Consider the following 23,581-nt stretch of genomic DNA (forward strand, 5'->3'; position numbering starts at 1 on the left):
GCTCAGTCTCCCTGTTGACCTTTTTCAGGTTCGGTTTTGAGAACAGAGGCATTGCGCCCCATGCTCCCCTCGATCGCGGAAAGGGCCGGGCGCAGCTTCTGGCTGGTCCCTTCCAGTATCTTCTCGGCCGCATCGGCACCGGCGGCGATGAGCGCCATCAGGCCCGAGCTGACCATTGGTGTATAGGCGAACTTGCCGCCGCTCTTCAGCCGGATGGCGATGATCTCGGCTGCCTTGGCAAGGGCGGGAATGGCGCCCCGCGCGGCCTTGGCGGCCTCGACCTGGGCGTTGGCCAGAGAGGAAAGGATGACGTTCGGGGCTTGGATGTCCAGCCCCTCGGCATTCTGGTGAAGCGCTTCGGTGCGCGTTTCGGCCATCCACTTTCCTCCAATCCGTAAAACAATACCAAAAAAATACCACTTGTCCACATGCATTAACGAGTTCCTTCCTTTGGAACCGTTTCCCCAGCGGAATTCGTTGATTTTTCAATAGAATACGCCTCAATCTTTTTGAAACGGAAATTAATCCTTGGCTATTGGTACTTTATTGGTATTATCCACCCCGAGGAGAAATCGCGTGAATTTCGTGCTTGGCATCGATGGCGGCGGCACCAGCTGCAGGGCGGCCCTTGCGACAGCGGACGGCATCGTCGTCGGCCGCGCCAAGAGCGGCGCCGCCAATATTCGCACTGATCTCACCGGCGCCAGGACCAACATCGTGGACGCGGCGCGGCAGGCCTTTGTCGACGCCGGGCAAGATCCCGAACTGATTCCGCAAACCCCGGCCATCCTAGGCCTCGCCGGCGCCAATGTCGGCACCTACAGGCAGCAGCTCGAAGCCATCCTGCCGTTCAGCCAAAGCCGTGTCGAGACCGATGCCGAGATCGCGCTCGAAGGCGCGGTCGGCTCCGGTGACGGCGCCATGGCCATCCTCGGCACCGGCACCGCCTATATGGCACGCAGGCAGGGCAAGTCGCGCGCCATCGGCGGCTGGGGTTTCCAGGTCGGCGACCAAGGCAGCGGTGCCCGCATCGGCCGCGACCTGCTCGAACAGACACTGCTTGCCTATGACGGCATCCGTCAGGGTTCGCCGCTGACGCAGGCGATGCTCGCCACCTTCCGCGACAATCCCGAGGATGTGGTCGAGTTCACCACCAATGCCAAACCCGGCGATTTCGGCGGCTTCGCACCCAAGGTCTTCGACCATGCCGAAAAAGGCGACACCGTCGCCAACTGGATCCTCGACAAGGCAGTCGCCGATGTCGAGGCCGCACTTGGTGTTCTGGATCTCCACGGCGACGATCCGCTCTGCCTGCTCGGCGGGCTGGCGCCGCTCTATGCACCACGCCTGTCGGCGCGCTATCGGGCGCTGTTGAAGCCGCCCCTCGACGACGCGCTGGGCGGCGCGGTGCAGATGGCAGTCCGTATCTTCGCGAACGCGGCGGAGGCAGCGCGATGAGCGAGGCGGCCGACCAGATTTTCGCCACGCTGAAACAGTCCTCGCAAAGCGGCGCACCGCTCTATCTGCAGCTCAGGAAGAGCATCGAGGATGCGGTCAATCGCGGCCTGATCGGACCGGGCGACGCGTTGCCGTCCGAGCGCGATATCGCCAGCAAGGCAGACATTTCGCGCGTCACCGTGCGCAAGGCGGTGCAGGATCTGGTCAAGGGCGGCATCCTCGTCCAGCGCCATGGCTCCGGCACCTTCGTCGCGCCGCGTATGGAACGTGTCGAGCAGTCGCTGTCGCGGCTGACATCCTTCACCGAGGACATGGCGCGGCGCGGCATGGCTGTTCGTTCGGCTTGGCTCGACCGCGGCCTCTATGCGCCCTCGCCGGACGAGATGATGGTGCTCGGCCTGTCGTCAAACGAGATGGTGGCGCGCGTGGCGCGCCTGCGCATCGCCAACGACACGCCGCTGGCGATCGAACGCGCGGCACTGTCTGCCAGCGTGCTGCCGGACCCGGCGGCGATCGGTTCGTCGCTCTACGCGGCGCTGGAAGCGACCGGTAAACGGCCGGTGCGTGCGGTGCAGCGTATTTCCGCCACTAATCTCGGTGGCGAAGACGCGCAGCTGCTCGAAGTGCCGCCGGGCATTGCCGGGCTGCACATCGAGCGTATTTCCTATCTGGCGAGCGGCAAGGTGATCGAATTCACCCGCTCCATCTACAGGGGCGACGCCTATGATTTCGTCGCCGAACTCCGGCTGAGCGGGCCGGGCGAAGAGGGCCGGCCATGAGCGCAACCAAAACTCATATGCGGCGCGAGATCGAGGAGATCCCGGAGGCGACCGCGCGCCTGCTCGATGGTTCGGCAGCCGTGCTGACCGAGGCCGGGCGCGGCATTCGCGAGCGCGACCCGCATTTTATCGTCACCGTCGCCCGCGGCTCGTCCGACCATGCTGCTACCTTCATGAAATACGCCGTGGAGCTGACCGCCGGCCTTGCCGTTGCTTCCGTCGGCCCATCGATCGCCTCGATCTATGGCGCCAAGCTCAAGCTGGGCGGCTCGGCCTGCCTCGCCATCTCGCAATCGGGCAAGAGCCCTGACATCGTCGCCATGGCGCAAGCCGCGAGAGCCGGCGGTTCGCTGACCGTCGCTATCACCAACACCGCCGATTCCCCGCTCGCTCGGGCCTCCGATTATGCGATCGACATTCTGGCCGGGCCGGAGCGCAGCGTCGCAGCGACCAAGACCTTCGTCAATTCGGCGGTCGCCGGCCTCGCGTTGATGGCGCATTGCACCGGTGACGATGCGCTTCTGGCGGCACTCGCCCGCTTGCCGGAGCATTTCCGCAAGGCGATCGCCTGCGACTGGATGGCGCTGGCCGGCGCCCTTGAGACACCGAAATCGCTGTTCATCCTCGGCCGCGGTCCGTCCGCGGCGATCGCCAATGAGGCGGCGCTGAAATTCAAGGAAACCTGCGCCATGCACGCCGAGGCCTATAGTGCTGCGGAAGTCATGCATGGCCCGCTGGCGCTGGTCGGACCTGATTTTCCGGTGCTGGCGCTGGCCGCCCGCGATGCTTCCGAGCCCTCGGTTGCCGAAGCCGCCGACAGCCTGGCGGCCAAGGGGGCAGCGGTTTTTGTGACTTCGGACAAAGCGACAAATGCTGCGCACCTGCCGCATGTCGCCACCGGCCATCCGCTGACCGACCCACTGGCGCTGATCGTGTCCTTCTATGGCTTCGTCGAGGCCTTTGCCCGCCATCGCGGCCTCGATCCGGACACGCCGCCCAATCTTCGCAAGGTGACGGAAACCCTATGAGCGACCGTTTTGCCCTGACTGGCGCCCGTATATTCGACGGCGACGACTGGCATGACGATGCGGCCCTTGTCGTGCGTGACGGTCTCGTCGAAGCCATCGTTCCGGCAGGCGCCATTCCGTCCGGTATTGAGCGTATCGAGACCGACGGCGGCATGCTGGCTCCCGGCTTCGTCGACCTGCAGGTCAATGGCGGCGGCGGTGTCATGCTGAACGATCATCCCGATGTCGCCTCGATCGAAACCATTTGCCGGGCGCACGCGCCGTTCGGCACGACGGCGCTGCTGCCGACGCTGATCACCGACACGCCCGACATCACCGCCGCGACGGTTGCCGCGGGGACTGAGGCCGCGCGGCAAAAGATGCCGGGCTTTCTGGGCCTGCACCTCGAAGGCCCGCATCTGTCGATCGCCCGCAAAGGCGCGCACGATCCGGCATTGATCCGTCCGATGCTGGATATCGACCAGGCCATGCTGGTCGCGGCGCGGAAAGCTCTGCCGGTGCTGCTGACAACCATAGCGCCGGAATCCGTCGACCCTACGCGCGTTTCGGCGCTGGTCGAGGCCGGGATCGTCGTCAGCCTCGGCCATTCCGATGCCGGCTATGCCACGGCGCGCGCGTTCACTAAGGCCGGCGCAACAATGGTCACCCATCTGTTCAATGCCATGAGCCAGATCGGCAATCGTGAGCCGGGGTTGGCGGGCGCGGCCATCGATATGGGCACATTGTCTGCAGGCATCATCGCCGACGGCTTCCATGTCGATCCCGCCACCATGGCCATCGCTTTACGGGCCAAACAGGGTCCGGCAAAAATTTTCCTGGTCACCGACGCCATGGCGACGATCGGCACCGACATGACCTCGTTCACGCTGAACGGCCGCACCATCTACCGCAAGGACGGCAGGCTGACGCTTGCCGACGGGACGTTGGCAGGCGCCGATCTCGACATGATCGCCGCCGTGCGCTTCGTCCACCGCATTGTCGGGTTGGAGCTTTCGGAAGCGCTGCGTATGGCCTCGCTCTATCCGGCACAGGCGATCGGCCAGGCGCATCGGCTTGGGCGCTTCGCCAACGGCACCGCCGCCGATATCGTTGCGCTGTCGGATGAACTGGACGTCAAGGGCGTCTGGATAGAAGGCGACAAGGTTTTCGGAGCCGTCGCCAACTGAGTGCAACCTCTTGCGTCAGCCGGCTTTGGCCGGCGCGTAGAGATCCTTGTAGGTTTCGCGCAGCAGGTTCTTCTGCACCTTGCCCATCGTATTGCGCGGCAGCTCGTCGACGAAGATCACCCGCTTTGGATGCTTGTATTTGGCAATCCGCCCCGCGATAGCGCCGATAATATCGGCCGCGGTGACGGCCGAGGCCGGCGTCCGCACCACGATCGCCGTGACGCCTTCGCCGAAATCCGGATGGGCAACGCCGATCACAGCGCTTTCGGCGATGCCGGGCAGCGCATCGATCTCACTCTCGACCTCCTTCGGATAGATGTTGTAGCCGCCGGAGATGATCAGATCCTTGCCGCGCCCGACGATATGGAGATAGCCGTCGGTGTCGATCAGGCCAAGATCCCCGGTGATGAAGAAGCCGTCGTCACGGAATTCCGCCTTGGTCTTTTCCGGCATGCGCCAATAGCCGGCAAAGACGTTGGGGCCCTTCACCTCGATCATGCCGACCTCGCCCTTGGCAAGCGTTTCGCCGTTCTCGGGGTCGGCGATACGAAGCGCTACGCCAGGCAAGGGAAAGCCGACCGTGCCGGCGCGCCGCTCGCCATCATAGGGATTCGAAGTGTTCATGTTGGTCTCGGTCATGCCGTAGCGCTCGAGGATCGAATGGCCGGCGCGCTCGCGCCAGGCCTTGTGCGTCTCAGCCAGCAGCGGCGCCGAGCCGGAAACGAACAGGCGGATGTTTTTGGCCGCTTGGCGGTTCAAGCCGTCCTGCTGCAGCAGGCGCACGTAGAAGGTCGGCACGCCCATCAGCGCGGTGGCGCGCGGCAGCAGCGAGACGATGCGGGCGGGGTCGAATTTGGTTTCGAACAGCATCGAGGCGCCGGCCATCAGCACGACGTTGGTAGCGACGAAGAGGCCATGCGTGTGGAAGATCGGCAGCGCGTGGATCAGGACGTCTGCGGCAGTGAAGCGCCAGCGGTCGACCAGCACGCGCGCATTTGAGGCGAGGTTCTCATGGCTGAGCATGGCGCCCTTCGAGCGGCCAGTCGTTCCCGACGTATAGAGGATCGCCGCCAGATCGTCCGCTCCGCGCGCCACGTCGTGGAAGTCCGAAGACTGCTGCGAGGCCTGATCCATCAGCGACCCTTCGCCATTGCCGCCGAGCGTGACTGTGATAGCGCCCGATGCCCCCGCCAAGGTCTCGATATCGGCTGCCCGTGCCGGATCGCAGACGACCAGCCGCGGCTCGGCATCGCCGAAGAAGTATTCAAGCTCGGTCAGTGTGTAGGCCGTGTTGAGCGGTAGGAAGACCGCACCGGCGCGCAGGCAGGCGAGATAGAGCAGGACCGCCTGCGGGCTCTTCTTGACCTGGACGGCGACGCGGTCGCCGGGTTCGACGCCTAGTTGCAGCAGCGCGTGGGCCAGTTGCGCCGACCGCGCCAGCATATCGCCATAGGTGATCGAGCGCCCGTCATCCGTTTCCATCAGGAGATGCTCGGGCGCCGGCATGCGGGCGCGGAAAGCGTCGAACAAATGGTTGCTCATATGTCCCTCACGTCCCCATCCCCTTGAGGTTGCACCGGCAGCCGCGGCGCCGCCGGCCTCGCCGGTTTCGGCAGCAGACGGCGCACGGCGGGCGCGGCCGCCACATCGTTCCTGGCGGCGAACAGCTCGTGGTTCTTCTCGATGTCGTCGAGCTTGTAGCGATAATTGACCATCAGCCCATGCGCCTGACGCAGGGCTCGGGGCGACAGGTCGCCGAAAAGGTCGATGCGTTCCAGCCGTGCGCCATTGCCGAGATGAAACCGGGCGACCGGATCGATCACCTTGCCGGAGGCGGTGCGGGCCTCGAGGAAATACTGTGCCGCAAGAGGAAGCAGGGCGTGCCCCACGCGCTCGTGCACGGCAGCGTCCGCATGCCAGCCCTCGTTGGCGACGAGGTCCTTCGCCTCAGTGGCGGAGGGACCGGTCTGCTCGGCCAGCCAGCGGGCAAAGCCCGGCACCGGGGACAGCGTGACGAAATCGGTCAGGCCGGGAAGGTCGCGGCGCAGATCCTCGACCACCTGCTTGATCAAAAAATTGCCGAAGGAGATGCCGCGCAAACCCTCCTGGCAGTTGGAGATGGAATAGAACACCGCCGTCGTGGCTTGCCGTGGTTGCACCAGCGGCCGCTCGTCGGCCAGCAGCTCGGCGATCGTCGTCGGCATCACCCGGGTGAGCGCGACCTCGACGAAGATCAGCGGCTCGTCGCCGAGTTGCGGATGGAAAAACGCATAGCAGAGCCGGTCCTCGGGCTCGATACGGCGGCGCAGATCGTCCCAGGTGTGGATCGCGTGCACAGCCTCGTAGCGGATGATCTTTTCCAGGATGTTGGCCGGCGTCGACCAGTCGATCCGCCGCAGCACCAGGAAGCCGCGATTGAACCATGACGACAAGAGATGCGTGAAGTCGGCGTCGACGATGGCGAGGTCGGGAGATGTTGGCAGCCGGGCAAGCAGATCCTGGCGCATGCGCACCAGCGTCTCGATACCGCCGGGCGAAAGGTTCAGGCGGCGCAGCAGCTCCTGCCTGGCCGGCTCGGCGGCGTCGTGCAGGGCAAGTGCCGAGCGATCGTCAGGCGCGTCGCGATAAGCATCCACCGCGGCGGCAAGCCTGCCATGATCGGTGCCGAAACGGTCGCGCAGCACATGCAGGAACGCCAGCCTTCCATCGGCATCGAGGGTGCGCCAGCGCTCCAGGATTTCGCGGGCATAGGCGACGCCCGATGCCTCGCCCTGGCTGGAAAGCAGGCGGGCGCACAGACGCGCCAGGCTGTCGGCCGAGACGGGCTCGTCGCCTCGAACGAGATTCAGCATCATCCGGCCGCGATCGGCGATGGTGTTCAGCAGATCAGCGAAGAAAGGGCTGCGGTTCATCGATCCGACCGTCGAAGAGGCGCCTGCGGGAGGGTCCGAGGCAAAAGGATGGAGACAGAGAATATGGGACCGCATGTCGTGAGCACAAGCGCACCGGCGTCGGGCCGGCCGAAGGGACAGCGCGTGGCACCAGCAGCGTCAGCCGGCCGCCCGGTCGGCCGCCGTCCTGATCGCCTCGATATTCGCACGATAGGCTTCGACGCTGTCGCCCTTGAAGATGGCCGCACCGGCGACCAATACGCTGGCGCCGGCGGCGGTGACCAAAGGTGCTGTTTGCGGCGAGATACCGCCGTCGATCTCGATCCGGATCAGCCGGTTGCCAATCAGCGCCTTCACCCGCTTCACCTTATCGACAATCGCCGGAATGAAGGCCTGGCCGCCAAAACCCGGATTGACGGTCATGATCAAGATCAGGTCGAGCCGGTCGAGCACATATTCGATCGCCGTTTCCGGCGTCGCCGGATTGAGCGACACGCCCGCCTTTTTGCCGAGGCTCCTGATCGTCTGCAGCGAACGGTCGAGATGCGGCCCAGCTTCGGCATGTACTGTCATGCCGTCGCAGCCAGCTTCGGCGAAAGCCTCCAGATAAGGATCGGCCGGCGCGATCATCAGATGGCAGTCGAAGAAGGCTTTGGTGCGGTTGCGGATCGCCTTGATCACCGGCGGGCCAAAGGTGATGTTGGGCACAAAATGCCCGTCCATGACGTCGAGGTGGATCCAGTCGGCGCCGGCCGCCGCCACCGCCTCAACCTCGTCGCCTAGCTTCGAAAAATCCGACGCCAGCACCGATGGCGCGATCAGGGTTTTTTGAGCCATGTCCGCTTCCCGCTCTTGAGCCAGTTCCCGCCCTACCGTATCGGCCCGAAAATGGCCAGTCGTCGTGGCGGAAAGGCGCTGTTGCTGCCCCACGTTCAGCCGAAGGCGTAGCGTGGCGTCCAGCTCGACGAAATCGGACGATTCTAATCCGAGGCTTTTCTTATCAGATTGGATAAAGGTTTCGGAGTATCCCCGGCAGCGATCTAGACCCATGCAAAGGGCCGCGTCTCGGCGCAACAGGAGCATTGATTTGATGGACGGGGCGATCGTCAGGACCGCACTCGCATTGATAAGCCCTGGAATATTGTTTGTCTTTGGGATTGCCTTCGTCTGCGCCTGGCTCATCGAACGAAAGCGAAGCTATCTCCTTGTGTTGGCGGGCGCCTGCGCTTTATTTGCTCTTGGCGCCATATCCCAAATTCTCGGTTGGCCGTCAGGGGCCGGACCCAATGCAATCGTGTCCGGCGCTCTCTATACATCGGCTGTTCTCGCGGCGGTCGAGGGTATCCTGCTCCGCTCGGGGACCAGGCTCGGCCTGAGAATGGACGCGGCGATCCTGATCGGATTCACGCTTCTGCTGGCGTATTTCTTCTACGTCGATCGCAACCTTCTTGCCCGCGTCTACATCCAGAATTTCGGGTACGGGATGATCCTGCTCATTGCCGCAGTGCGACTCTCGCCGCTTGCGGAAGGCCGGTACGTCGACAGGGTGCTGTTCTGGATTCTCCTGGCCTTTGCGCTGCATTTCTTTCCGCGGACCTTGTTGACGATCGGGCTTTCGGCGCCCGCCGATAAAACAGCCTTCGCGAACTCGATGTTTTGGCAGGCACTTCAGCTTTCTCTTGCCGTGCTCGGCGCGGCTCTCGCTCTGGCGATCCTCGCCGCCGCCGTTGCCGACGTGATCGACGATCTTCGACGGGAGCGCGATGTCGATCCGCTGACCGGCGTTCTGAACCGGCGCGGGTTCGAAGAGCGCGCCTCGGCCTATCAGCGAAAGAGCGGAAAAGGCGCCGCATCGCTCGTCCTGTGCGACCTGGACCATTTCAAGAGCATCAACGACACCCACGGTCATGACGTCGGCGACAGCGTCCTGCGAGAGGTCGGACGCGTGCTGCGCAAATCAGCGCGCAAAGGGGATATCGTCGGCCGGCTGGGCGGTGAGGAATTCGCGGTGTTCCTTCCAGATACCAGTTCCGAGGAAGCCTATGAATGCTCCGAACGGCTAAGGATCGCCATAGAGGAGAACAGTTTTGCCGGGCTGAAGGGGGTGGGTCAGCTCACCGCGAGTTTCGGCGTCGGAACGTTTAAACCCAGCGAAGCCTGGGCGAACCTGTACAAGCGGGTCGATGCAAGGCTTTACGAGGCGAAGCGGACTGGACGCAATCGAACGATTGCCCATGAGTTCTCGGGTTTGAAGGTCGAAGGCGGCCGACCCGCACTCGACGATCACGCGCGATGAACAACCCGCCGGAGCGCTCCGGCGGGGTCTCGGGTGCCGCCATGCAGGTTGCGGCTTATTGCGCACCAACCCTACTGGAGGGTTCGCGGCCCGCGAACGGACGCGAAAAGGTCCATCGGGAAACGCTGCACGGCCTGAACTCGCCATGCCGTCGCCGGAGAGCACCCGGCCCGGCCCGAGAAAAGGATGTTGGACGCCTTGCGCAGAATGCTTGCGCGCCGCGCAGCCTGTTCTTATATACGCGCCAAGCCGTTCGACGCCGGAATGCCGGTTGCCGAAGCGGAATTTCTTGTGAACAGGGGCTTTCGTCGGAACGCCTGTACGGGTCCAGAGAAGCCTGCTTAGCGGAGAGACTAGAAAAATGGCAAAAGTAATCGGTATCGATCTGGGGACCACCAATTCCTGCGTCGCCATCATGGACGGCAAGGAGTCGAAGGTCATCGAGAATGCGGAAGGCGCGCGCACGACCCCTTCCATCGTCGCCATCAACAGCGATGGCGAGCGCCTCGTCGGCCAGCCGGCCAAGCGCCAGGCGGTCACCAACCCTGAAAACACCATCTTCGCGGTCAAGCGCCTGATCGGCCGCCGCTATGACGACCCGGTGACGGACAAGGACAAGAAGCTTGTTCCCTACAAGATCGTCAAGGGCGACAATGGCGACGCCTGGGTCGAGGCCGGCGGCAAGAAGCAGTCGCCCAGCCAGATCTCGGCGATGATCCTGCAGAAGATGAAGGAAACGGCGGAAGCCTATCTCGGCGAGAAGGTCGAGAAGGCGGTCATCACCGTTCCGGCCTATTTCAACGACGCCCAGCGTCAGGCCACCAAGGATGCCGGCAAGATCGCCGGCCTTGAAGTGCTGCGCATCATCAACGAGCCGACCGCGGCCGCACTTGCCTACGGCCTCGACAAGAAGGAAGGCAAGACCATTGCCGTCTATGACCTTGGCGGCGGCACGTTCGACATTTCGGTGCTAGAGATCGGCGACGGCGTCTTCGAGGTGAAGTCGACCAATGGCGACACCTTCCTCGGCGGCGAGGATTTCGACATGCGTCTGGTCGAGTATCTGGCGGCCGAGTTCAAGAAGGAACAGGGCATCGACCTGCGCAACGACAAGCTCGCCCTTCAGCGCCTCAAGGAGGCGGCCGAAAAGGCCAAGATCGAGCTGTCGTCCACCACGCAGACCGAGATCAACCTGCCCTTCATCACCGCCGATGCCAGCGGCCCCAAACACCTGACGCTGAAGCTGACGCGTGCGAAGTTCGAGAGCCTGGTCGAGGATCTGGTCCAGCGCACGATCGAGCCCTGTAAGGCCGCGCTCAAGGATGCCAGCCTGAAGGCCGGCGAAATCGACGAGGTCGTCCTGGTCGGCGGCATGACCCGCATGCCTAAGATCCAGGAGATCGTGAAGCAGTTCTTCGGCAAGGAGCCGCATAAAGGCGTCAATCCGGATGAGGTCGTCGCATTGGGCGCCGCCATCCAGGCCGGCGTGCTGCAGGGCGACGTCAAGGACGTGCTGTTGCTCGACGTGACGCCGCTGTCGCTCGGTATCGAGACGCTGGGTGGCGTGTTCACGCGCCTGATCGAGCGCAACACGACGATCCCGACTAAGAAGAGCCAGGTGTTCTCGACGGCCGAGGATTCGCAGTCGGCTGTGACCATCCGCGTCTTCCAGGGCGAGCGTGAAATGGCCGCCGACAACAAGGCGCTCGGCCAGTTCGACCTGGTCGGCATTCCGCCGGCGCCGCGCGGCGTGCCGCAGATCGAGGTCACTTTCGACATCGACGCCAACGGCATCGTCAACGTCTCGGCCAAGGACAAGGGCACCGGCAAGGAGCACCAGATCCGCATCCAGGCGTCTGGCGGCCTTTCGGACGCCGACATCGAGAAGATGGTGAAGGACGCCGAAGCCAATGCAGAGGCCGATAAGAAGCGGCGCGCGCTGGTCGAGGCCCGCAACCAGGCCGAGGCGCTGGTCCATTCCTCGGAGAAGTCGCTGAAGGAATATGGCGAGAAGGTTTCCGAGGCCGACCGCACGGCGATATCAGATGCGATCGCGGCGCTGAAGACCGCTGCCGAAGGCGACGACGCGACCGAGATCGAGGCCAAGACGCAGGCGCTCGCCGAAACCTCGATGAAGCTCGGCCAGGCCATGTACGAAGCTTCGCAGAAGGAAGCCGCGGAGGCTGACGCCAAGGCGGATGCCGCCAAGGACAGCGACGTGGTCGACGCCGATTTCGAAGAAATCGACGAGGACGACGACAAGAAGAAGTCGGCCTGAACCGCCTGACGGCAGGTTGAGGCAGAAAAGCCCGGCGCAAAGCCGGGCTTTTTTGCAACTCTGGCCGAAAAAGTGCGGGCTTGATCGAAAAAATGCGAGCAAGCCCGTGCCGACACTGGCATCGCGGCCTCATCGCACCTAAATCGGAACAGCGTGCCGGCAAACGACGCAACAAGGCTTCAAGACGTTGAATATCCGGACTGCAGGAAAAGATGAAAGCTGATTTCTACGAAACGTTGGGCGTGCAAAAGGGGGCAGACGAGAAGGAGCTCAAGAGCGCTTTCCGCAAGCTCGCCATGCAGTTCCATCCCGATCGCAATCCCGGCGATCATTCCTGCGAGCACAAGTTCAAGGAAATCAACGAGGCCTACGAGACGCTGAAGGATCCGCAGAAGCGCGCGGCCTACGACCGTTTCGGCCACGCCGCCTTCGAGCAGGGCGGGATGAATGGCGGCGCGCAAGGCTTCGGCGCCGGCGGCTTCGCCGATATCTTCGAGGATATTTTCGGCGATATGATGGGCGGGCGCCAGCGCCGCTCCTCAGGTGGCCGCGAGCGCGGCGCCGACCTGCGCTACAATATGGAAATCACGCTGGAGGAGGCATTCGCCGGCAAGACGGCGCAGATTCACGTGCCGGCGTCGATCTCCTGCACGGAATGCTCCGGCACCGGCGCCAAGCCCGGCACTCAGCCCGTCACCTGCTCGATGTGCAACGGCCACGGCAAGGTGCGCGCCACGCAAGGATTCTTCTCGATCGAGCGCACCTGCCCGCAATGCCAGGGGCGTGGCCAGACCATTAAGGAGCCATGCCCGAAATGCGCCGGTCAGGGCCGCGTCACCGAGGAGCGGTCGCTCTCGGTCAACATCCCGGCCGGTATCGAGGACGGCACCCGCATCCGCCTCGCCAATGAGGGCGAGGCCGGCCTGCGCGGCGGTCCGTCGGGCGATCTCTATATTTTCCTGGCGGTCAAGCCGCACGAATTCTTCCAGCGCGACGGAGCCGATCTCTACTGCAAGGTGCCGATCTCGATGACAACCGCCGCGCTTGGCGGTTCGTTCGAGGTGGCGACACTGGACGGCACCCAGACGAAGGTGAAGGTACCGGAAGGCACCCAGAACGGCCGCCAATTCCGCCTTAAGGGCAAGGGCATGCCGGTGCTGCGCCAGCACAATGTCGGCGACCTCTATATCCAGACCGCGGTCGAGACGCCGCAGAACCTGTCCCGCCGTCAGCGCGAGCTGCTGGAGGAGTTCGAACAGCTTTCCTCGAAGGACAATTCGCCCCAGTCGAGCGGCTTTTTCGCCCGCATGAAGGACTTCTTCGAAACCTTCGGCGAGCGCTGACGCCTATTCTTGCCAATCAGTGTGGAGTACAATCTAGGGGAAGCTCCCCTAGCGTCATCAACATCTTATACCGGCATCCGCCTTGCCTTGGACCCTGTAGCTGCTAAGTAGCCTCTCGGGGGAGCGTTCAGGAGAACTTGCATGGCACATGGTCCCGGACTGCGAAAAGCGCTGGCGGAAAAGTTCGATGACGAACTGAAGTTCTTCAAGGGCTGGATCGACAAGCCGAAGGCGGTCGGTTCGATCGTGCCAACCAGTTCCATCACGGCCCGCAAGATGGCCTCCGTCGTCGACCCGACGTCAGGCCTGCCAGTGCTCGAAGTTGGGCCCGGCACCGGCGTCATCACCCGAGCCATCCTCGCCCGGGGCGTAAGGCCTGAAAATCTCTACGCGGTCGAATATTCCACCGATTTCGTGCACCATCTGCGCCGGCTCTATCCCGGCGTCAACGTCATCGAGGGCGACGCCTTCAATCTCGACGCGACGCTCGGCGACAAGGGCGGCCTGACCTTCGATTCGGTCGTCTCCGGCGTGCCGTTGCTCAATTTCCCGGTCGCCCAGCGCATCGCCTATGTCGAAAGCCTTCTCGACCGCATCCCGACAGGCCGCCCGATCGTTCAGCTGACCTACGGCCCGCTGTCGCCGATCCCGCCCGGCCGCGGCGACTACACGGTCGAGCATTTCCATTTCGTCATCCGCAATATCCCGCCAACGCAGCTTTGGATCTATCGGCGCGGGGCGCATTAGCTTCTCGGCGCACGACCGTTCAGCGATTAGTGGAAACGCACGTCACTTCGTCATCCACGGGCGGAGCAAGGAGCGTAGCGACGCAGCGCAGACCCGAGGATCCATGCCGGGACATCTGAGCACCCCAGCGGTGCAGAATTCTGCTCTGCGGCACTCCACGGCCAAGGTCACGGAATGGATCCCAGGGTCTCCGCGACGGAGCTTCGCTCCTGCTCCGCCCAGGGATGACGAAGTTGGCGTTGATTTGAGCGATCCTTGGCTGTACCTGTCCGGGGACAAGGTTGGCCAATGGCAGTGATCCCGAAAATTCTCGTCTTCGCGGGCTCGATCCGCGCTGGCGCCTACAGCGGCAGAACCGCCGATGTGGCGCAGAAGGAACTCGCCATGCAGGGCGCCGAGGTGACCCGCATCTCCCTTGCCGACTATCCGCTGCCGATCCTGGACGAGGACCTGGAAAGGGAGAAGGGCGTTCCCGAAAACGCCATCAAGCTTGCCCGGCAGATCGCCGCTCATGACGGGCTGCTGATCGCGACGCCCGAATATAACGGCTCCATCCCGCCGCTGCTCAAGAACAGCATCGACTGGGTGAGCCGGGTGCGCAAGGATGGCGGGCGGTCGTTCAGGCCGTTCACCGGCAAGCCCGCCGGCCTTTGTTCATCTTCCAAAGGACACTTCGCCGGGGTACGCTGCATCAACCATCTGCGCGCCGTTTTGGTGCGCTGCCAGATGGAGGTGGTGACGCCGGAGTGCTCGGTGCCGGAGGGCGGCAACGCCTTCGACGAGGACGGAAATTTCAGGGACGAGAGACTGCACAGAGCGATGGAGCACCTATGCCGCACGCTGATCGAAACCTCGCGCATGCTGTCCACCCGGATCGAGGCGTGATCCAGGAACGCGCCGAAACCATGCAGGACAGGCTGATCGTCGGCCTCGACGTGCCGACGCTGAAAGAAGCCGAGAGAACGGTGCGAGAGCTCGACGGGATCGTCTCCTTCTACAAGATTGGCTATCAGCTCGCCTTCGCCGGCGGCCTCGATTTCGCCCGCGAGCTCGCCAGCGGCGGCACCAGGATCTTCCTCGACATGAAGCTGCTCGACATCGACAACACGGTAGCCAAGGGTGTCGAGGCCATCGCCAGGATGGGCATGACCATGCTGACGCTCCATGCCTATCCGAAGACGATGTTGGCAGCCGTCGAGGCCGCCAGGGGCAGCGATCTCTGCCTGCTTGGCGTCACCGTGTTGACGTCGATGGACGAGCAGGACGTGATCGACGCCGGCTATGAATACGACCCGCATACGCTGGTGCTAAGGCGCTCCGAGCAGGCGCTGCATGCCGGCATGGGCGGCATCGTCTGCTCGGCCGAAGAAGCGGAAGCGGTGCGCCGGATCGTCGGTCCCAACATGGCCGTCGTCACGCCGGGAATACGGCCCAAGGGCAGCGACCATGGCGACCAGAAACGCGTCGTCACGCCGACGCAAGCGATCCGCAACGGCTCCAGCCATCTCGTCGTCGGCCGGCCGATCGTCGGCGCCGCCGACAGGCGGGCAGTGGCGGAAGCAATTCTTGACGAAATGCGCTCGGCATAGCGGCCCAAGAACAACTTCGGAGAAAAAGCATGCCCAAGGGATACTGGATCGCCCGCGTCGATGTGCGCGATGCGGAAGGCTACAAGGACTATGTCACTGCCGCCAAACCGGCCTTCGATCGCTTCGGCGCGAAATTTCTCGCACGTGGCGGCGCGCATGAAAAGGCCGAGGGGCCGGGTCGCGACCGCAACGTGATCATCGAGTTTCCATCATTGGCTGCGGCGCACGATTGCTACCACTCGCCCGAATACCAGCGCGCCGTCGCGATCCGCCAGAAAGTGGCCGACGGCGAGATCGTGCTGGTCGAAGGGGTTTAGTTAAGCGGCAACCACCGTGGTATGCGTGGTCTTATCAGAAACGAACGCGAGCGTGCACCCGCGGCGGTCAGACCGAATGCAGGATGTAAAGCTTGCGCGTCCTCTCGTGGATGGTCCATTCGCCAGCCCAGCCAAGCGGCAGGACAAGCAATTCGCCGGGTCCGACATCCTTGGCCGCGCCGTCGGGACCGTGCAGCGTTACGCGGCCTGAGACGATGTGGCAAATCTCGGAATTCGTATCTCGGCGTGCGGTGAACCGGCCCTGCGAACATTCCCAGACACCAACTTCGATCTTGCCGTCATCCGAAGCCCAGAGGGTGTTGGCTGCTTCCAGCTGATCGCCTTCCAACGAGGTGGGTTTCGGCTGGGGCTCGCCGAGGTCGATATGCGCAAGGTGGGCGAAGGTCTTGAAGTCGATCATTCCTGAGTCCTTGAGGTGATGCGGTTCAGTGGCCGGTGATGCGATCGGCCAGGGCGGCCAGCCGCGATGTCCGCGGCAGCCCCTTCGCTTCCCGCTCGTCGGCAATGCGATAGAGCTGATACATCGAATGAACGCCCAACCAGCGCAGCGGCTCCGGCTCCCATTTGCGCACCGTTCGATTGACCCAGGGAAGCCGCGTCAGCTCGGTGTCGTTGCCCAGCAGCAGATCCCTCAATGTGCGTCCCGAGAGGTTCGATGTGGAGACGCCGAGGCCGACATAGCCGCCGGCCCAGCCTATTCCGCTCTGCCGGTCGAAGCCCACCGTCGTGCACCAGTCGCGCGGCACGCCCAGTGTTCCACACCACGCATGGTCGAGCTTTAACCCCTTGGTCTGCGGCAGAAGCGTCGTCAGGGTCTTGTGCAGCTTGTCGATCGTCGCCTGCTGGGTGACGCCTCGAATGTCGGTCTTAGAGCCGAAACGATAGGGTACCCCGCGTCCGCCCATGGCAATGCGTCCTTCCCGGGTGCGCTGCGCGTAGCAGTATGTGTGCGCGGCGTCGCCGAGCACCTCGTAGCCGTCCCAGCCGATTTCGCTCCATAGCTTTTCGGACAAAGGCTCGGTGACAACGATGGCGCTGTTGAGCGCCAGCCAAAGTCTCTCGTGGCCGGCAATGCCCGCGGTGAAACCTTCGGTCGCCCGCACGATCTTTTCGGCCCGCACCACGCCACGATTGGTTACGACCTTGCCTTTCTCGATCGACAGCACGGTCGTCTGTTCACAGATCTGGATACCGAGGCGCTCCACTGCCCTGGCGAGCCCCTGCACCAGCTTTGCGGGCTGAACCCGCGCAACTTTCTTGATGACGAAAGCGCCGCGGGCATTGTGCACCGCTATGCGCCGGCGCATCTCCGCTGCATCGATATACCCGACGCGTTCGTCGGTCAGCTCCCAGGATCTGGCATGGGCATACATCGCCTTGGCGCGCTGCTCCTGCGCCTCATTGGTTGCGACCAGCAGTTCGTCGGTACGGCGAATGTCGGCGTCGATACCTTCGGCTTCCGCGACCGATATGACCTCGTTCACCGTGCCCATCATTGCCGCCTGCATGGCGATTACCCCTTGGCGCGAGGATGCCTCCTCGTATTTTTCGCGCGACCATGAGAACCCGCCGGACAGCCAGCCGCCATTGCGTCCCGAAGCACCGAAGCCGGCGAACTCCTTCTCGACGATGACGATGTTGAGGTGCGGAGCTGCCTGCTTCAGATAGTAAGCGGTCCAAAGCCCGGTGTAGCCGGCCCCGACGATGCAGATGTCGGCCACGATATCGCCTTGCAGCGGCGGTCGGTAGCCGGGCACGCCGCCGATGTCGGCATACCAGAATGACACGTCGCCGTTCTTCTTCACGTCCATTATTGCTATTCCCAGGATAAGATTCAGGTCAGCGTGAAATCGGCCTTTTCGTCGTCCGCCAACAGCTTCACGTCGCTGCCCGCAAATATCAGGTCGACCTCGTCGCCGATGGCAAAGGTCTCGGCATCCAGCGTCGAGCGCACGATCGCCTTGGAGGCATCTGCCAGCACAACCTCGTATTTGGAGCCCGAGCCGAGATAGATGGCTTCGCCAATGCGACCGGGCAGGACGTTTCGATCCTGTCCGCCCTTCCCCCGTCTGGCGAGGCTCAGCTTCTCCGGCCGCAGCAGCATCACTGGTTTGGCGCCGTCTGGAAGGCGTTTGGCGGCGGCCACTTTCCGTCCGGCTATTTCGATGGCGGTCTCGCCGCCGGAGGTGGAGGCTGCACCACGCAGTATCGTCGAGTCGCCGACGAACTTGCCGACGAACAGGGTCTCGGGCTCATCGTAGAGTTGGCGACCGCTGCCGATCTGCTCGATGCGTCCCTGGTTGAACACGGCGATGCGGTCCGAGAGCACCAAGGCCTCCTCCTGGTCGTGCGTGACGTAGACGAAGGTGGTGCCCAATTCCCGGTGGATCCGCTTGATCTCGAGCTGCAGCCATTCACGCAGCTTCTTGTCGAGCGCGCCGAGCGGCTCGTCCATCAGCAGCAGCGGCGGGTCGAATACGATGGCGCGCGCCAGCGCGACGCGCTGCTGCTGCCCGCCGGAGAGCTCGCTGGGGAAGCGGTGGCCGAAATCCGCCATCTTCACCATGTCCAGCGCCTTGCGCACCCGCGCCTCGCGATCGGGATTGGCGATGCCGCGCAAGGTCAGCGGATATGCGACGTTCCTGCTCACGGTCATATGCGGAAACAGCGCGTAGTGCTGGAAGACCACGCCGATATTGCGTTTGTGCGCCGGTACGCCGATGACGCTCTTGCCGCCGACATCAAGCGAACCCGAGCTGACCTCGGTGAAGCCGGCGATGACGTTGAGCGTGGTCGTCTTGCCCGAACCGCTGGGCCCGAGCAGCGTCATGAACTCCCCCGGCTCGATGTGCAGCGAAACGCTGTCGAGAGCGGTGAAGCTGCCGTATTTTTTGCAGACGGCTTTGAGATCGATGGCTGCGCCGCGTGTCGATGGTGAGGCCATGTCAGCGTTTTCCCTGTCTCGAGCCGATCAGCAGCCCCGCCCCGATAACCAGCGACGTCACGATGAAGAGCAGCGTGCCCACCGCCGCTACGGTGGGGTCGGCGTCCCGGGTGATGCTGGAGAAGATCTGGACCGGCAGTGTCTTCAGGTAAGGGCTGGTGATGAACAGCGCGACGATGATCTCGTCGAACGAGGTTACGAAGGCAAACAGCAGCCCCGACAAGATGCCCGGCGCGATCAGCGGCAAGGTCACCGTCCTGAACGCCGTCAGCCGGGTCGCACCGAGGCTGGCCGCAGCCGTCTCCAGCCGTTTGTCGAAGACTTCCAGGCTGGCGGAGACGGCGATGATGACGAAAGGGACGGCGAGCATCGTGTGGGCCAGCACGAAGCCGGTCATGGTGCCGACCAGTTGCGTATCGAGATAGACCGCATAGATTCCGACAGCGAGTACCACTCCCGGCACGACCATCGGCGTGATCAGCAGTGCACGCAGCACGCCGCTGACGCGACTTTTCATGCGATCGAGGCCGAATGCAGCCAGCGTGCCGATGACGGTGGCGAACACCGCAGTGACGACGGCAACCTTGAGCGAACCGATCAGGCTCGCCGACCATTCGGGATTGGTGAAAAAGTTCTGGTACCACTGCCAGGAAAAGCCGGATGGTGGAAAGGCCAGCGACTTCTTGTCGTTGAACGACATCGGCACGACGACGATTGTCGGCGCGACCAGCCAGACCGCGACCAGCAGGCAGAACAGACCGAGCAGGATTCGACCGGGCTGTTTCATCAGCGTCTCGATCCCGTCTTGTACGGTTGGCGCGACAGCGGCGCTGCAAGCGCGAGCAGGACGAAGGTCGCGATCAGCAACACCACCCCCATAGCACCGCCGCGACCCCAGTTGAGCAGGCTGAGCACCTGGTTCTGGATCAGGGTCGAAAGCATGGTCGAACGCGGACCGCCGAGCAGCGCGGGGGTGATGTAGAAGCCGAGCGCCAGAATGAACACGATGATGGCGCCAGCATAGACGCCTGGAAGCGAGAGCGGCAGGTAAACCTGGGCAAAGGCGCGCGCCGGGCTCGCGCCGAGGCTTCGTGCCGCCTGCATGAGCCGCAGGTCGATCGTCTTCATCACCGAATAGAGCGGCAGGATCATGAACGGCAGCAGCACCTGCGCCATGCCGATCACCACGCCGGTCTGCGTGCGGATCAGCTTGACCGGGCTGAGGCCGACTGCCCGGATGACGGAGTTGATCACGCCGGAATCCTGTAAAAGGATGACCCATGCCAGGGTGCGCACCACGCCGCTTACCCAGAACGGCACCAGCACGCACAGGATCAGGATAAGCCGCATCTTGGGTCCGACTGCGGTCATCACATAGGCATAGGGATAGCCGGCGATGAGACATACCAGCGTCACCCAGGCGGAGATCGCGAAGGTCCGCTGGAGGACGGTCAGGTTGACCGGTGTGCCGAAGAACCAGGCGTAGTTCTGCCATCCCCATTGCGGCTCGGAAAAGCTCCGCAAGGTCACGATGGCGAGCGGCAGGCCCAGGCAGACAACGAGCAGCAGCAGCGCCGGCGCGACGAGCCAAAAAGCCTGTCCGCGAAACCAGCGCCGCCGGTCACCTGCCGCGACAGCCGGACCAGTGTTCCGGCTGTCTGTTGTTATCGTTGCCACAGGGATGGGCCTAGTTGCCCGCCATCAACGCGTTCCACTTTTCGTTCGCGACCTCGAAGTTCTCCACCCAGAACTTGATGTTCTGCTGATAGCCAAGCTTAAGCTTGTCCGGCGTGTTGGTCATGAACGCCGCGGTGACCTCGTCTACTTCGGGCTTCGCGTCCTTGTGGATCGGGGTATACGAGGTGGTTTTTGCAAGCGTCTCCTGCGCGCTCTTGCCGACATAGGCGTTGATCAGCGCATGCGCCGCGTCGGGATCCTTGACGCCCATCGGAATGGTCATCTGGTCCATCACGACCAGCCAGTCCTGCCACACCGGCGTGTACGCCGCGCCGTTCTTCACCGCGGTCATGGCGCGTCCGGTCCACATCGCGATCATGTCGGCTTCGCCGGATTCGGCGAGTTGCTGGGAATCGGCGCCGGTCTTCCAGAAGATCGTGTCCGGACCGAGCGACTTCACCTTCTCGATAGCCTTGTCGATGTCGGCAACCGTCATGCTTTCCACCGACCCACCGGCTGCGAGCAGCGCCTGCTCGATCATGCCGCCGGACAGATCGCCGCTGCCCTCCAGAGCGCGCGAGCCCGGGAACTTCTCGATATCGAAGAAATCCTTCCAGCTCTTAGGCGGATTATCCTTGTACTTTTCGGTGTTGTACATCAGCACCACGCCATAGTTCATGGCCGGCACGCTGCAATCGCTGATCTGGCCCTGTGGAATGTTGGACGTATCGATCTTCGAGAAGTCCAGCTTCTGGAACAGCTTGCCGCAATAGACGTAGGGCGGGAAATCGCCGGTATCGACAACGTCCCAGGTGACATTGCCGGACTCGACCTGCGCCTGCAGTTTCGAGATCTCGGTTGGTCCGTCGCTGAGCAGCGTCACACCTGATTTGTCGACGAACTCTTTCAGCGCCGCGATCTGGCCGTCCTGATAAATGCCTCCATACGAGACGAAGGTAAGCGTCTTGCCCTTCAGCGAGCCCTCGGCCACCTCGCCCGCCACAGGCTTGCTCTGTGCAAGCGCTGCGGTCGTGATCATCAGCAGCCCGAGCGCGGCCGCCTGTCCGATCTTGGTCTTCATGTTTTATCTCCCATTTACGTGCACCCGCATTACTTCTGTGCGCCCGGCTGCGAGCCTTGTCCGGACGTGTATTGATTGAGTTCCGCCGCGCCACTGGTCGGCGGCGCGATGATCCAGAGCACCTGCGCCGGCGTCTTGCCGATGTTCACCGTGCGATGCGGCGTCGAGGTTGCGTACTCGATGCTGTCGCCCTCGTTCATGACGAAGCGCTCGTCCGCCAGCGTCAGCTCGACCGTTCCCTTCAGGACGACGAACATCTCGTGCTTGCCGCCATGGGTGTAAGCGTCATTGCCGGTCGAGCCGCCGACGTCGAAATCACCCGAATAAACCTCGAATTCATGGATCGGCCGCCGCGACAGCAACGTCTTTCGGCAGCCGTGGCTGATCGGCAGCAGGGGCCGGTCGGCTCTGGTGAGCACCTTGTGGAACCCACCTTCGGTCTGCTCAAACAAGTCGTTGATGCCGAGGTCCAGGGCAGCCGCGATCCGCATCAGGGTGCTGGCGCTGGCTCCACTCAGATTGCGCTCGAGCTGGCTGATGAAGCTCGCCGTCGTGCCGATCATGTCAGCCAGCTGACGAAGCGAAATGCGTCGGGCCGTGCGAATGGCCTTGATCCGCCCACCGACATGCTTTGTCTTATCCGCATCCGCCGCTGCCAGCACGGCCATGTCCGGGGATGTCGCAGAGTCGACTTTCACCGAGCTCCTCCTTCACTTAACACCCTATTAAGTGAGATGGCGGAACGCAAGCCATTTGTCGAGATACGATACGATCCTGGAGCCCTGGGGCAGCGTTAGGCAGGATTTCTGCTTAAGACGTGGCCATTCCGCTAAAACGGCTCGCGGCGGTCTCGGCCATCGCATCGGCGAGATCCATCTCCCATTGCGTTCGGCAATAGGCGCGAAAATCGAAGCAGGGCAGGCCGGGGCAGACCTCGAACTCGATGAGATGGACGCTGTCGTCGGCTTCGACCCTGAAATCGATGGAAAATACATCCCGCAAGCCGAGCCCGGCCATCAGCCTTTGCGCTATCCGTCGGATGCCTGCGTCGGCTCGCGGCTGACTGGCGGCGATCGGCAGCAACACCGGCTCCGTGTATGTTCCCGCGGCCCTCGCAGCCTCGCCGGTGTCGCCGTAGAGCGCAAGGCTGTCGGCCATGGTTTGGAAATCGCCGCCCGAATCGACAAAGGCGATGCCGAGCGCCTCGACGCCAGTGTCCGGCTTAAGGCCCAGAAAACTTGCGCGCGCATTGCGCCCGGCGACATAGGGCTGCACGACGACATCGTCGCGATAGTCGGCGAAGACGCGTCGGCTAAGTTCCAGCGCATGGCCGAGATCGCTGCTGCGCGAATCCGGCCAGATGCCGATCTTGGCGCCGAGCCGGTTCGGCTTAACGAACCAGCCGGTTGGCGAAGGCGGCGGTTCGACCAGCCAGCGGCCGTCGCGGGCCAGCCCGGCTTGCGGTACCGGCAGGCCGAGCGCGCCAAGCACGGCACCGGATCGGAACTTGTCCTGGCAGAGCGCAAACAGCGCATCATCGGCGCCGACCGTCTTCAGGCCGTTCAGCCTTGCCAGGGCCGGAGCCGCACCACCGCGGAAGTAGGCGACGCCGTCGGTCAGCGTCCACACCAGCGTGGCCTGCTGATCTTCGCCGGCGAGCGCACCTGCGGCATCGTCAAGCGGCACCTGCGCGAAGGACAGGCCGCGCGTCAGGCAGGCTGCGGCCAGCGCATCGAACTCAGGGGCGATGTCGCTCGATTGCGCCAGATAGGAGGCGATTTCGGCGGCGCGCTCCGGCATGTGGCCATCGGCGATCAGCCGCTCGATGCAGACCTTTTCCGGCTCATAGACGAGGATCAGCTTCGGTTTGCGGCTTGGCATGGGATGGGTAATTCCTAGCGGCGCGATCACCTACCATCGCATGGCCAGTGTATCAGGCTTTCGCTGAACCGACGTCAGCCAGACG

General features: G+C 63.4%; 23 protein-coding genes. 11 read left to right on the forward strand and 12 right to left on the reverse strand.

What is annotated here, in order from left to right; translation table 11 throughout:
* Positions 1 to 2 precede the first annotated feature (2 nt).
* Positions 3 to 434, reverse strand: coding sequence for a hypothetical protein (locus AC0L26_RS14470; protein ID WP_473633123.1), 432 nt, complete (start codon positions 432 to 434; stop codon positions 3 to 5).
* Positions 435 to 576: 142 nt separating this feature from the next.
* Here AC0L26_RS14470 and AC0L26_RS14475 point away from each other — a divergent pair, with 142 nt between their 5' ends.
* The 4 genes from AC0L26_RS14475 to nagA are packed head-to-tail and all read left to right on the forward strand — an operon-like array spanning position 577 to position 4,431.
* The gene (locus tag AC0L26_RS14475; protein ID WP_473633124.1) at positions 577 to 1,458 is read left to right on the forward strand and encodes a glucosamine kinase nucleotide-binding domain-containing protein; all 882 of its coding nucleotides are present in this window, start codon (positions 577 to 579) and stop codon (positions 1,456 to 1,458) included.
* Complete coding sequence (locus AC0L26_RS14480) at positions 1,455 to 2,237, forward strand: GntR family transcriptional regulator (protein WP_473633125.1); 783 nt, start codon at positions 1,455 to 1,457, stop codon at positions 2,235 to 2,237. The genes AC0L26_RS14475 and AC0L26_RS14480 overlap by 4 nt, the downstream gene beginning before the upstream one ends.
* A complete protein-coding gene (locus AC0L26_RS14485; protein WP_473633126.1) occupies positions 2,234 to 3,265 on the forward strand; it encodes an SIS domain-containing protein in 1,032 nt (343 codons plus the stop codon). The genes AC0L26_RS14480 and AC0L26_RS14485 overlap by 4 nt, the downstream gene beginning before the upstream one ends.
* Complete coding sequence (nagA, locus tag AC0L26_RS14490; RefSeq protein ID WP_473633127.1) at positions 3,262 to 4,431, forward strand: N-acetylglucosamine-6-phosphate deacetylase; 1,170 nt, start codon at positions 3,262 to 3,264, stop codon at positions 4,429 to 4,431. The genes AC0L26_RS14485 and nagA overlap by 4 nt, the downstream gene beginning before the upstream one ends.
* A gap of 15 nt (positions 4,432 to 4,446) precedes the next feature.
* Here nagA and AC0L26_RS14495 read toward each other — a convergent pair whose 3' ends face one another.
* The 3 genes from AC0L26_RS14495 to rpe form a co-directional block, all read right to left on the reverse strand.
* On the reverse strand, positions 4,447 to 5,973 hold the full coding sequence (locus AC0L26_RS14495) for a malonate--CoA ligase (protein ID WP_473633128.1): 1,527 nt from the start codon (positions 5,971 to 5,973) through the stop codon (positions 4,447 to 4,449).
* Positions 5,970 to 7,343: a malonyl-CoA decarboxylase gene (locus tag AC0L26_RS14500; RefSeq protein ID WP_473633129.1), complete on the reverse strand. Its 1,374-nt coding sequence runs from the start codon at positions 7,341 to 7,343 to the stop codon at positions 5,970 to 5,972. Before AC0L26_RS14500 ends, AC0L26_RS14495 begins: the two co-directional genes overlap by 4 nt.
* Before the next feature lie 138 nt (positions 7,344 to 7,481).
* Positions 7,482 to 8,159, reverse strand: a complete 678-nt coding sequence (gene rpe, locus AC0L26_RS14505) for a ribulose-phosphate 3-epimerase (protein ID WP_473633130.1) — start codon at positions 8,157 to 8,159, stop codon at positions 7,482 to 7,484.
* Positions 8,160 to 8,223: 64 nt separating this feature from the next.
* Here rpe and AC0L26_RS14510 point away from each other — a divergent pair, with 64 nt between their 5' ends.
* The 7 genes from AC0L26_RS14510 to AC0L26_RS14540 all read left to right on the forward strand — a co-directional run bounded on the left by AC0L26_RS14510 (position 8,224) and on the right by AC0L26_RS14540 (position 15,892).
* Positions 8,224 to 9,618: a GGDEF domain-containing protein gene (locus tag AC0L26_RS14510; protein WP_473633131.1), complete on the forward strand. Its 1,395-nt coding sequence runs from the start codon at positions 8,224 to 8,226 to the stop codon at positions 9,616 to 9,618.
* A 361-nt stretch (positions 9,619 to 9,979) separates the two neighbouring features.
* Positions 9,980 to 11,896 carry a molecular chaperone DnaK gene (gene dnaK, locus AC0L26_RS14515; protein ID WP_352927420.1) on the forward strand — a complete coding sequence of 639 codons (1,917 nt, stop codon included), beginning with the start codon at positions 9,980 to 9,982 and terminating at the stop codon, positions 11,894 to 11,896.
* Positions 11,897 to 12,108: 212 nt separating this feature from the next.
* Positions 12,109 to 13,239 (forward strand): molecular chaperone DnaJ, encoded by a 1,131-nt coding sequence (gene dnaJ / locus AC0L26_RS14520; RefSeq protein WP_473633132.1) that lies wholly within the window; start codon positions 12,109 to 12,111, stop codon positions 13,237 to 13,239.
* A 141-nt stretch (positions 13,240 to 13,380) separates the two neighbouring features.
* The gene (gene pmtA / locus AC0L26_RS14525) at positions 13,381 to 13,986 is read left to right on the forward strand and encodes a phospholipid N-methyltransferase PmtA (RefSeq protein WP_473633133.1); all 606 of its coding nucleotides are present in this window, start codon (positions 13,381 to 13,383) and stop codon (positions 13,984 to 13,986) included.
* 288 nt (positions 13,987 to 14,274) lie between these two features.
* Entirely contained in the window at positions 14,275 to 14,871 is a 597-nt protein-coding gene (locus tag AC0L26_RS14530; protein WP_473633134.1) for an NADPH-dependent FMN reductase, read from the forward strand.
* Between the two features lie 20 nt (positions 14,872 to 14,891).
* Positions 14,892 to 15,575 (forward strand): orotidine-5'-phosphate decarboxylase, encoded by a 684-nt coding sequence (gene pyrF, locus AC0L26_RS14535; RefSeq protein WP_473633220.1) that lies wholly within the window; start codon positions 14,892 to 14,894, stop codon positions 15,573 to 15,575.
* Between the two features lie 29 nt (positions 15,576 to 15,604).
* Positions 15,605 to 15,892 carry a DUF1330 domain-containing protein gene (locus tag AC0L26_RS14540; protein WP_473633135.1) on the forward strand — a complete coding sequence of 96 codons (288 nt, stop codon included), beginning with the start codon at positions 15,605 to 15,607 and terminating at the stop codon, positions 15,890 to 15,892.
* A 67-nt stretch (positions 15,893 to 15,959) separates the two neighbouring features.
* Here the strand turns inward: AC0L26_RS14540 and AC0L26_RS14545 are convergent, their stop codons facing one another.
* The 8 genes from AC0L26_RS14545 to AC0L26_RS14580 form a co-directional block, all read right to left on the reverse strand.
* The gene (locus AC0L26_RS14545; RefSeq protein WP_473633136.1) at positions 15,960 to 16,313 is read right to left on the reverse strand and encodes a cupin domain-containing protein; all 354 of its coding nucleotides are present in this window, start codon (positions 16,311 to 16,313) and stop codon (positions 15,960 to 15,962) included.
* Positions 16,314 to 16,338: 25 nt separating this feature from the next.
* Positions 16,339 to 17,724: an NAD(P)/FAD-dependent oxidoreductase gene (locus AC0L26_RS14550; protein WP_473633137.1), complete on the reverse strand. Its 1,386-nt coding sequence runs from the start codon at positions 17,722 to 17,724 to the stop codon at positions 16,339 to 16,341.
* A gap of 23 nt (positions 17,725 to 17,747) precedes the next feature.
* Positions 17,748 to 18,857 carry an ABC transporter ATP-binding protein gene (locus tag AC0L26_RS14555; RefSeq protein WP_473633138.1) on the reverse strand — a complete coding sequence of 370 codons (1,110 nt, stop codon included), beginning with the start codon at positions 18,855 to 18,857 and terminating at the stop codon, positions 17,748 to 17,750.
* 1 nt (position 18,858) lies between these two features.
* Entirely contained in the window at positions 18,859 to 19,644 is a 786-nt protein-coding gene (locus tag AC0L26_RS14560) for an ABC transporter permease (RefSeq protein ID WP_473633139.1), read from the reverse strand.
* On the reverse strand, positions 19,644 to 20,534 hold the full coding sequence (locus AC0L26_RS14565; protein WP_354490057.1) for an ABC transporter permease: 891 nt from the start codon (positions 20,532 to 20,534) through the stop codon (positions 19,644 to 19,646). The genes AC0L26_RS14560 and AC0L26_RS14565 overlap by 1 nt, the downstream gene beginning before the upstream one ends.
* 10 nt (positions 20,535 to 20,544) lie before the next feature.
* Positions 20,545 to 21,615 (reverse strand): extracellular solute-binding protein, encoded by a 1,071-nt coding sequence (locus tag AC0L26_RS14570; protein WP_473633140.1) that lies wholly within the window; start codon positions 21,613 to 21,615, stop codon positions 20,545 to 20,547.
* Between the two features lie 29 nt (positions 21,616 to 21,644).
* Positions 21,645 to 22,313, reverse strand: a complete 669-nt coding sequence (locus AC0L26_RS14575; protein ID WP_473633141.1) for a helix-turn-helix domain-containing protein — start codon at positions 22,311 to 22,313, stop codon at positions 21,645 to 21,647.
* 112 nt (positions 22,314 to 22,425) lie between these two features.
* Positions 22,426 to 23,496: a D-alanine--D-alanine ligase family protein gene (locus AC0L26_RS14580; RefSeq protein WP_473633142.1), complete on the reverse strand. Its 1,071-nt coding sequence runs from the start codon at positions 23,494 to 23,496 to the stop codon at positions 22,426 to 22,428.
* Positions 23,497 to 23,581 lie beyond the last annotated feature (85 nt).

It is taken from the genome of Mesorhizobium sp. WSM4823, assembly GCF_055811195.1.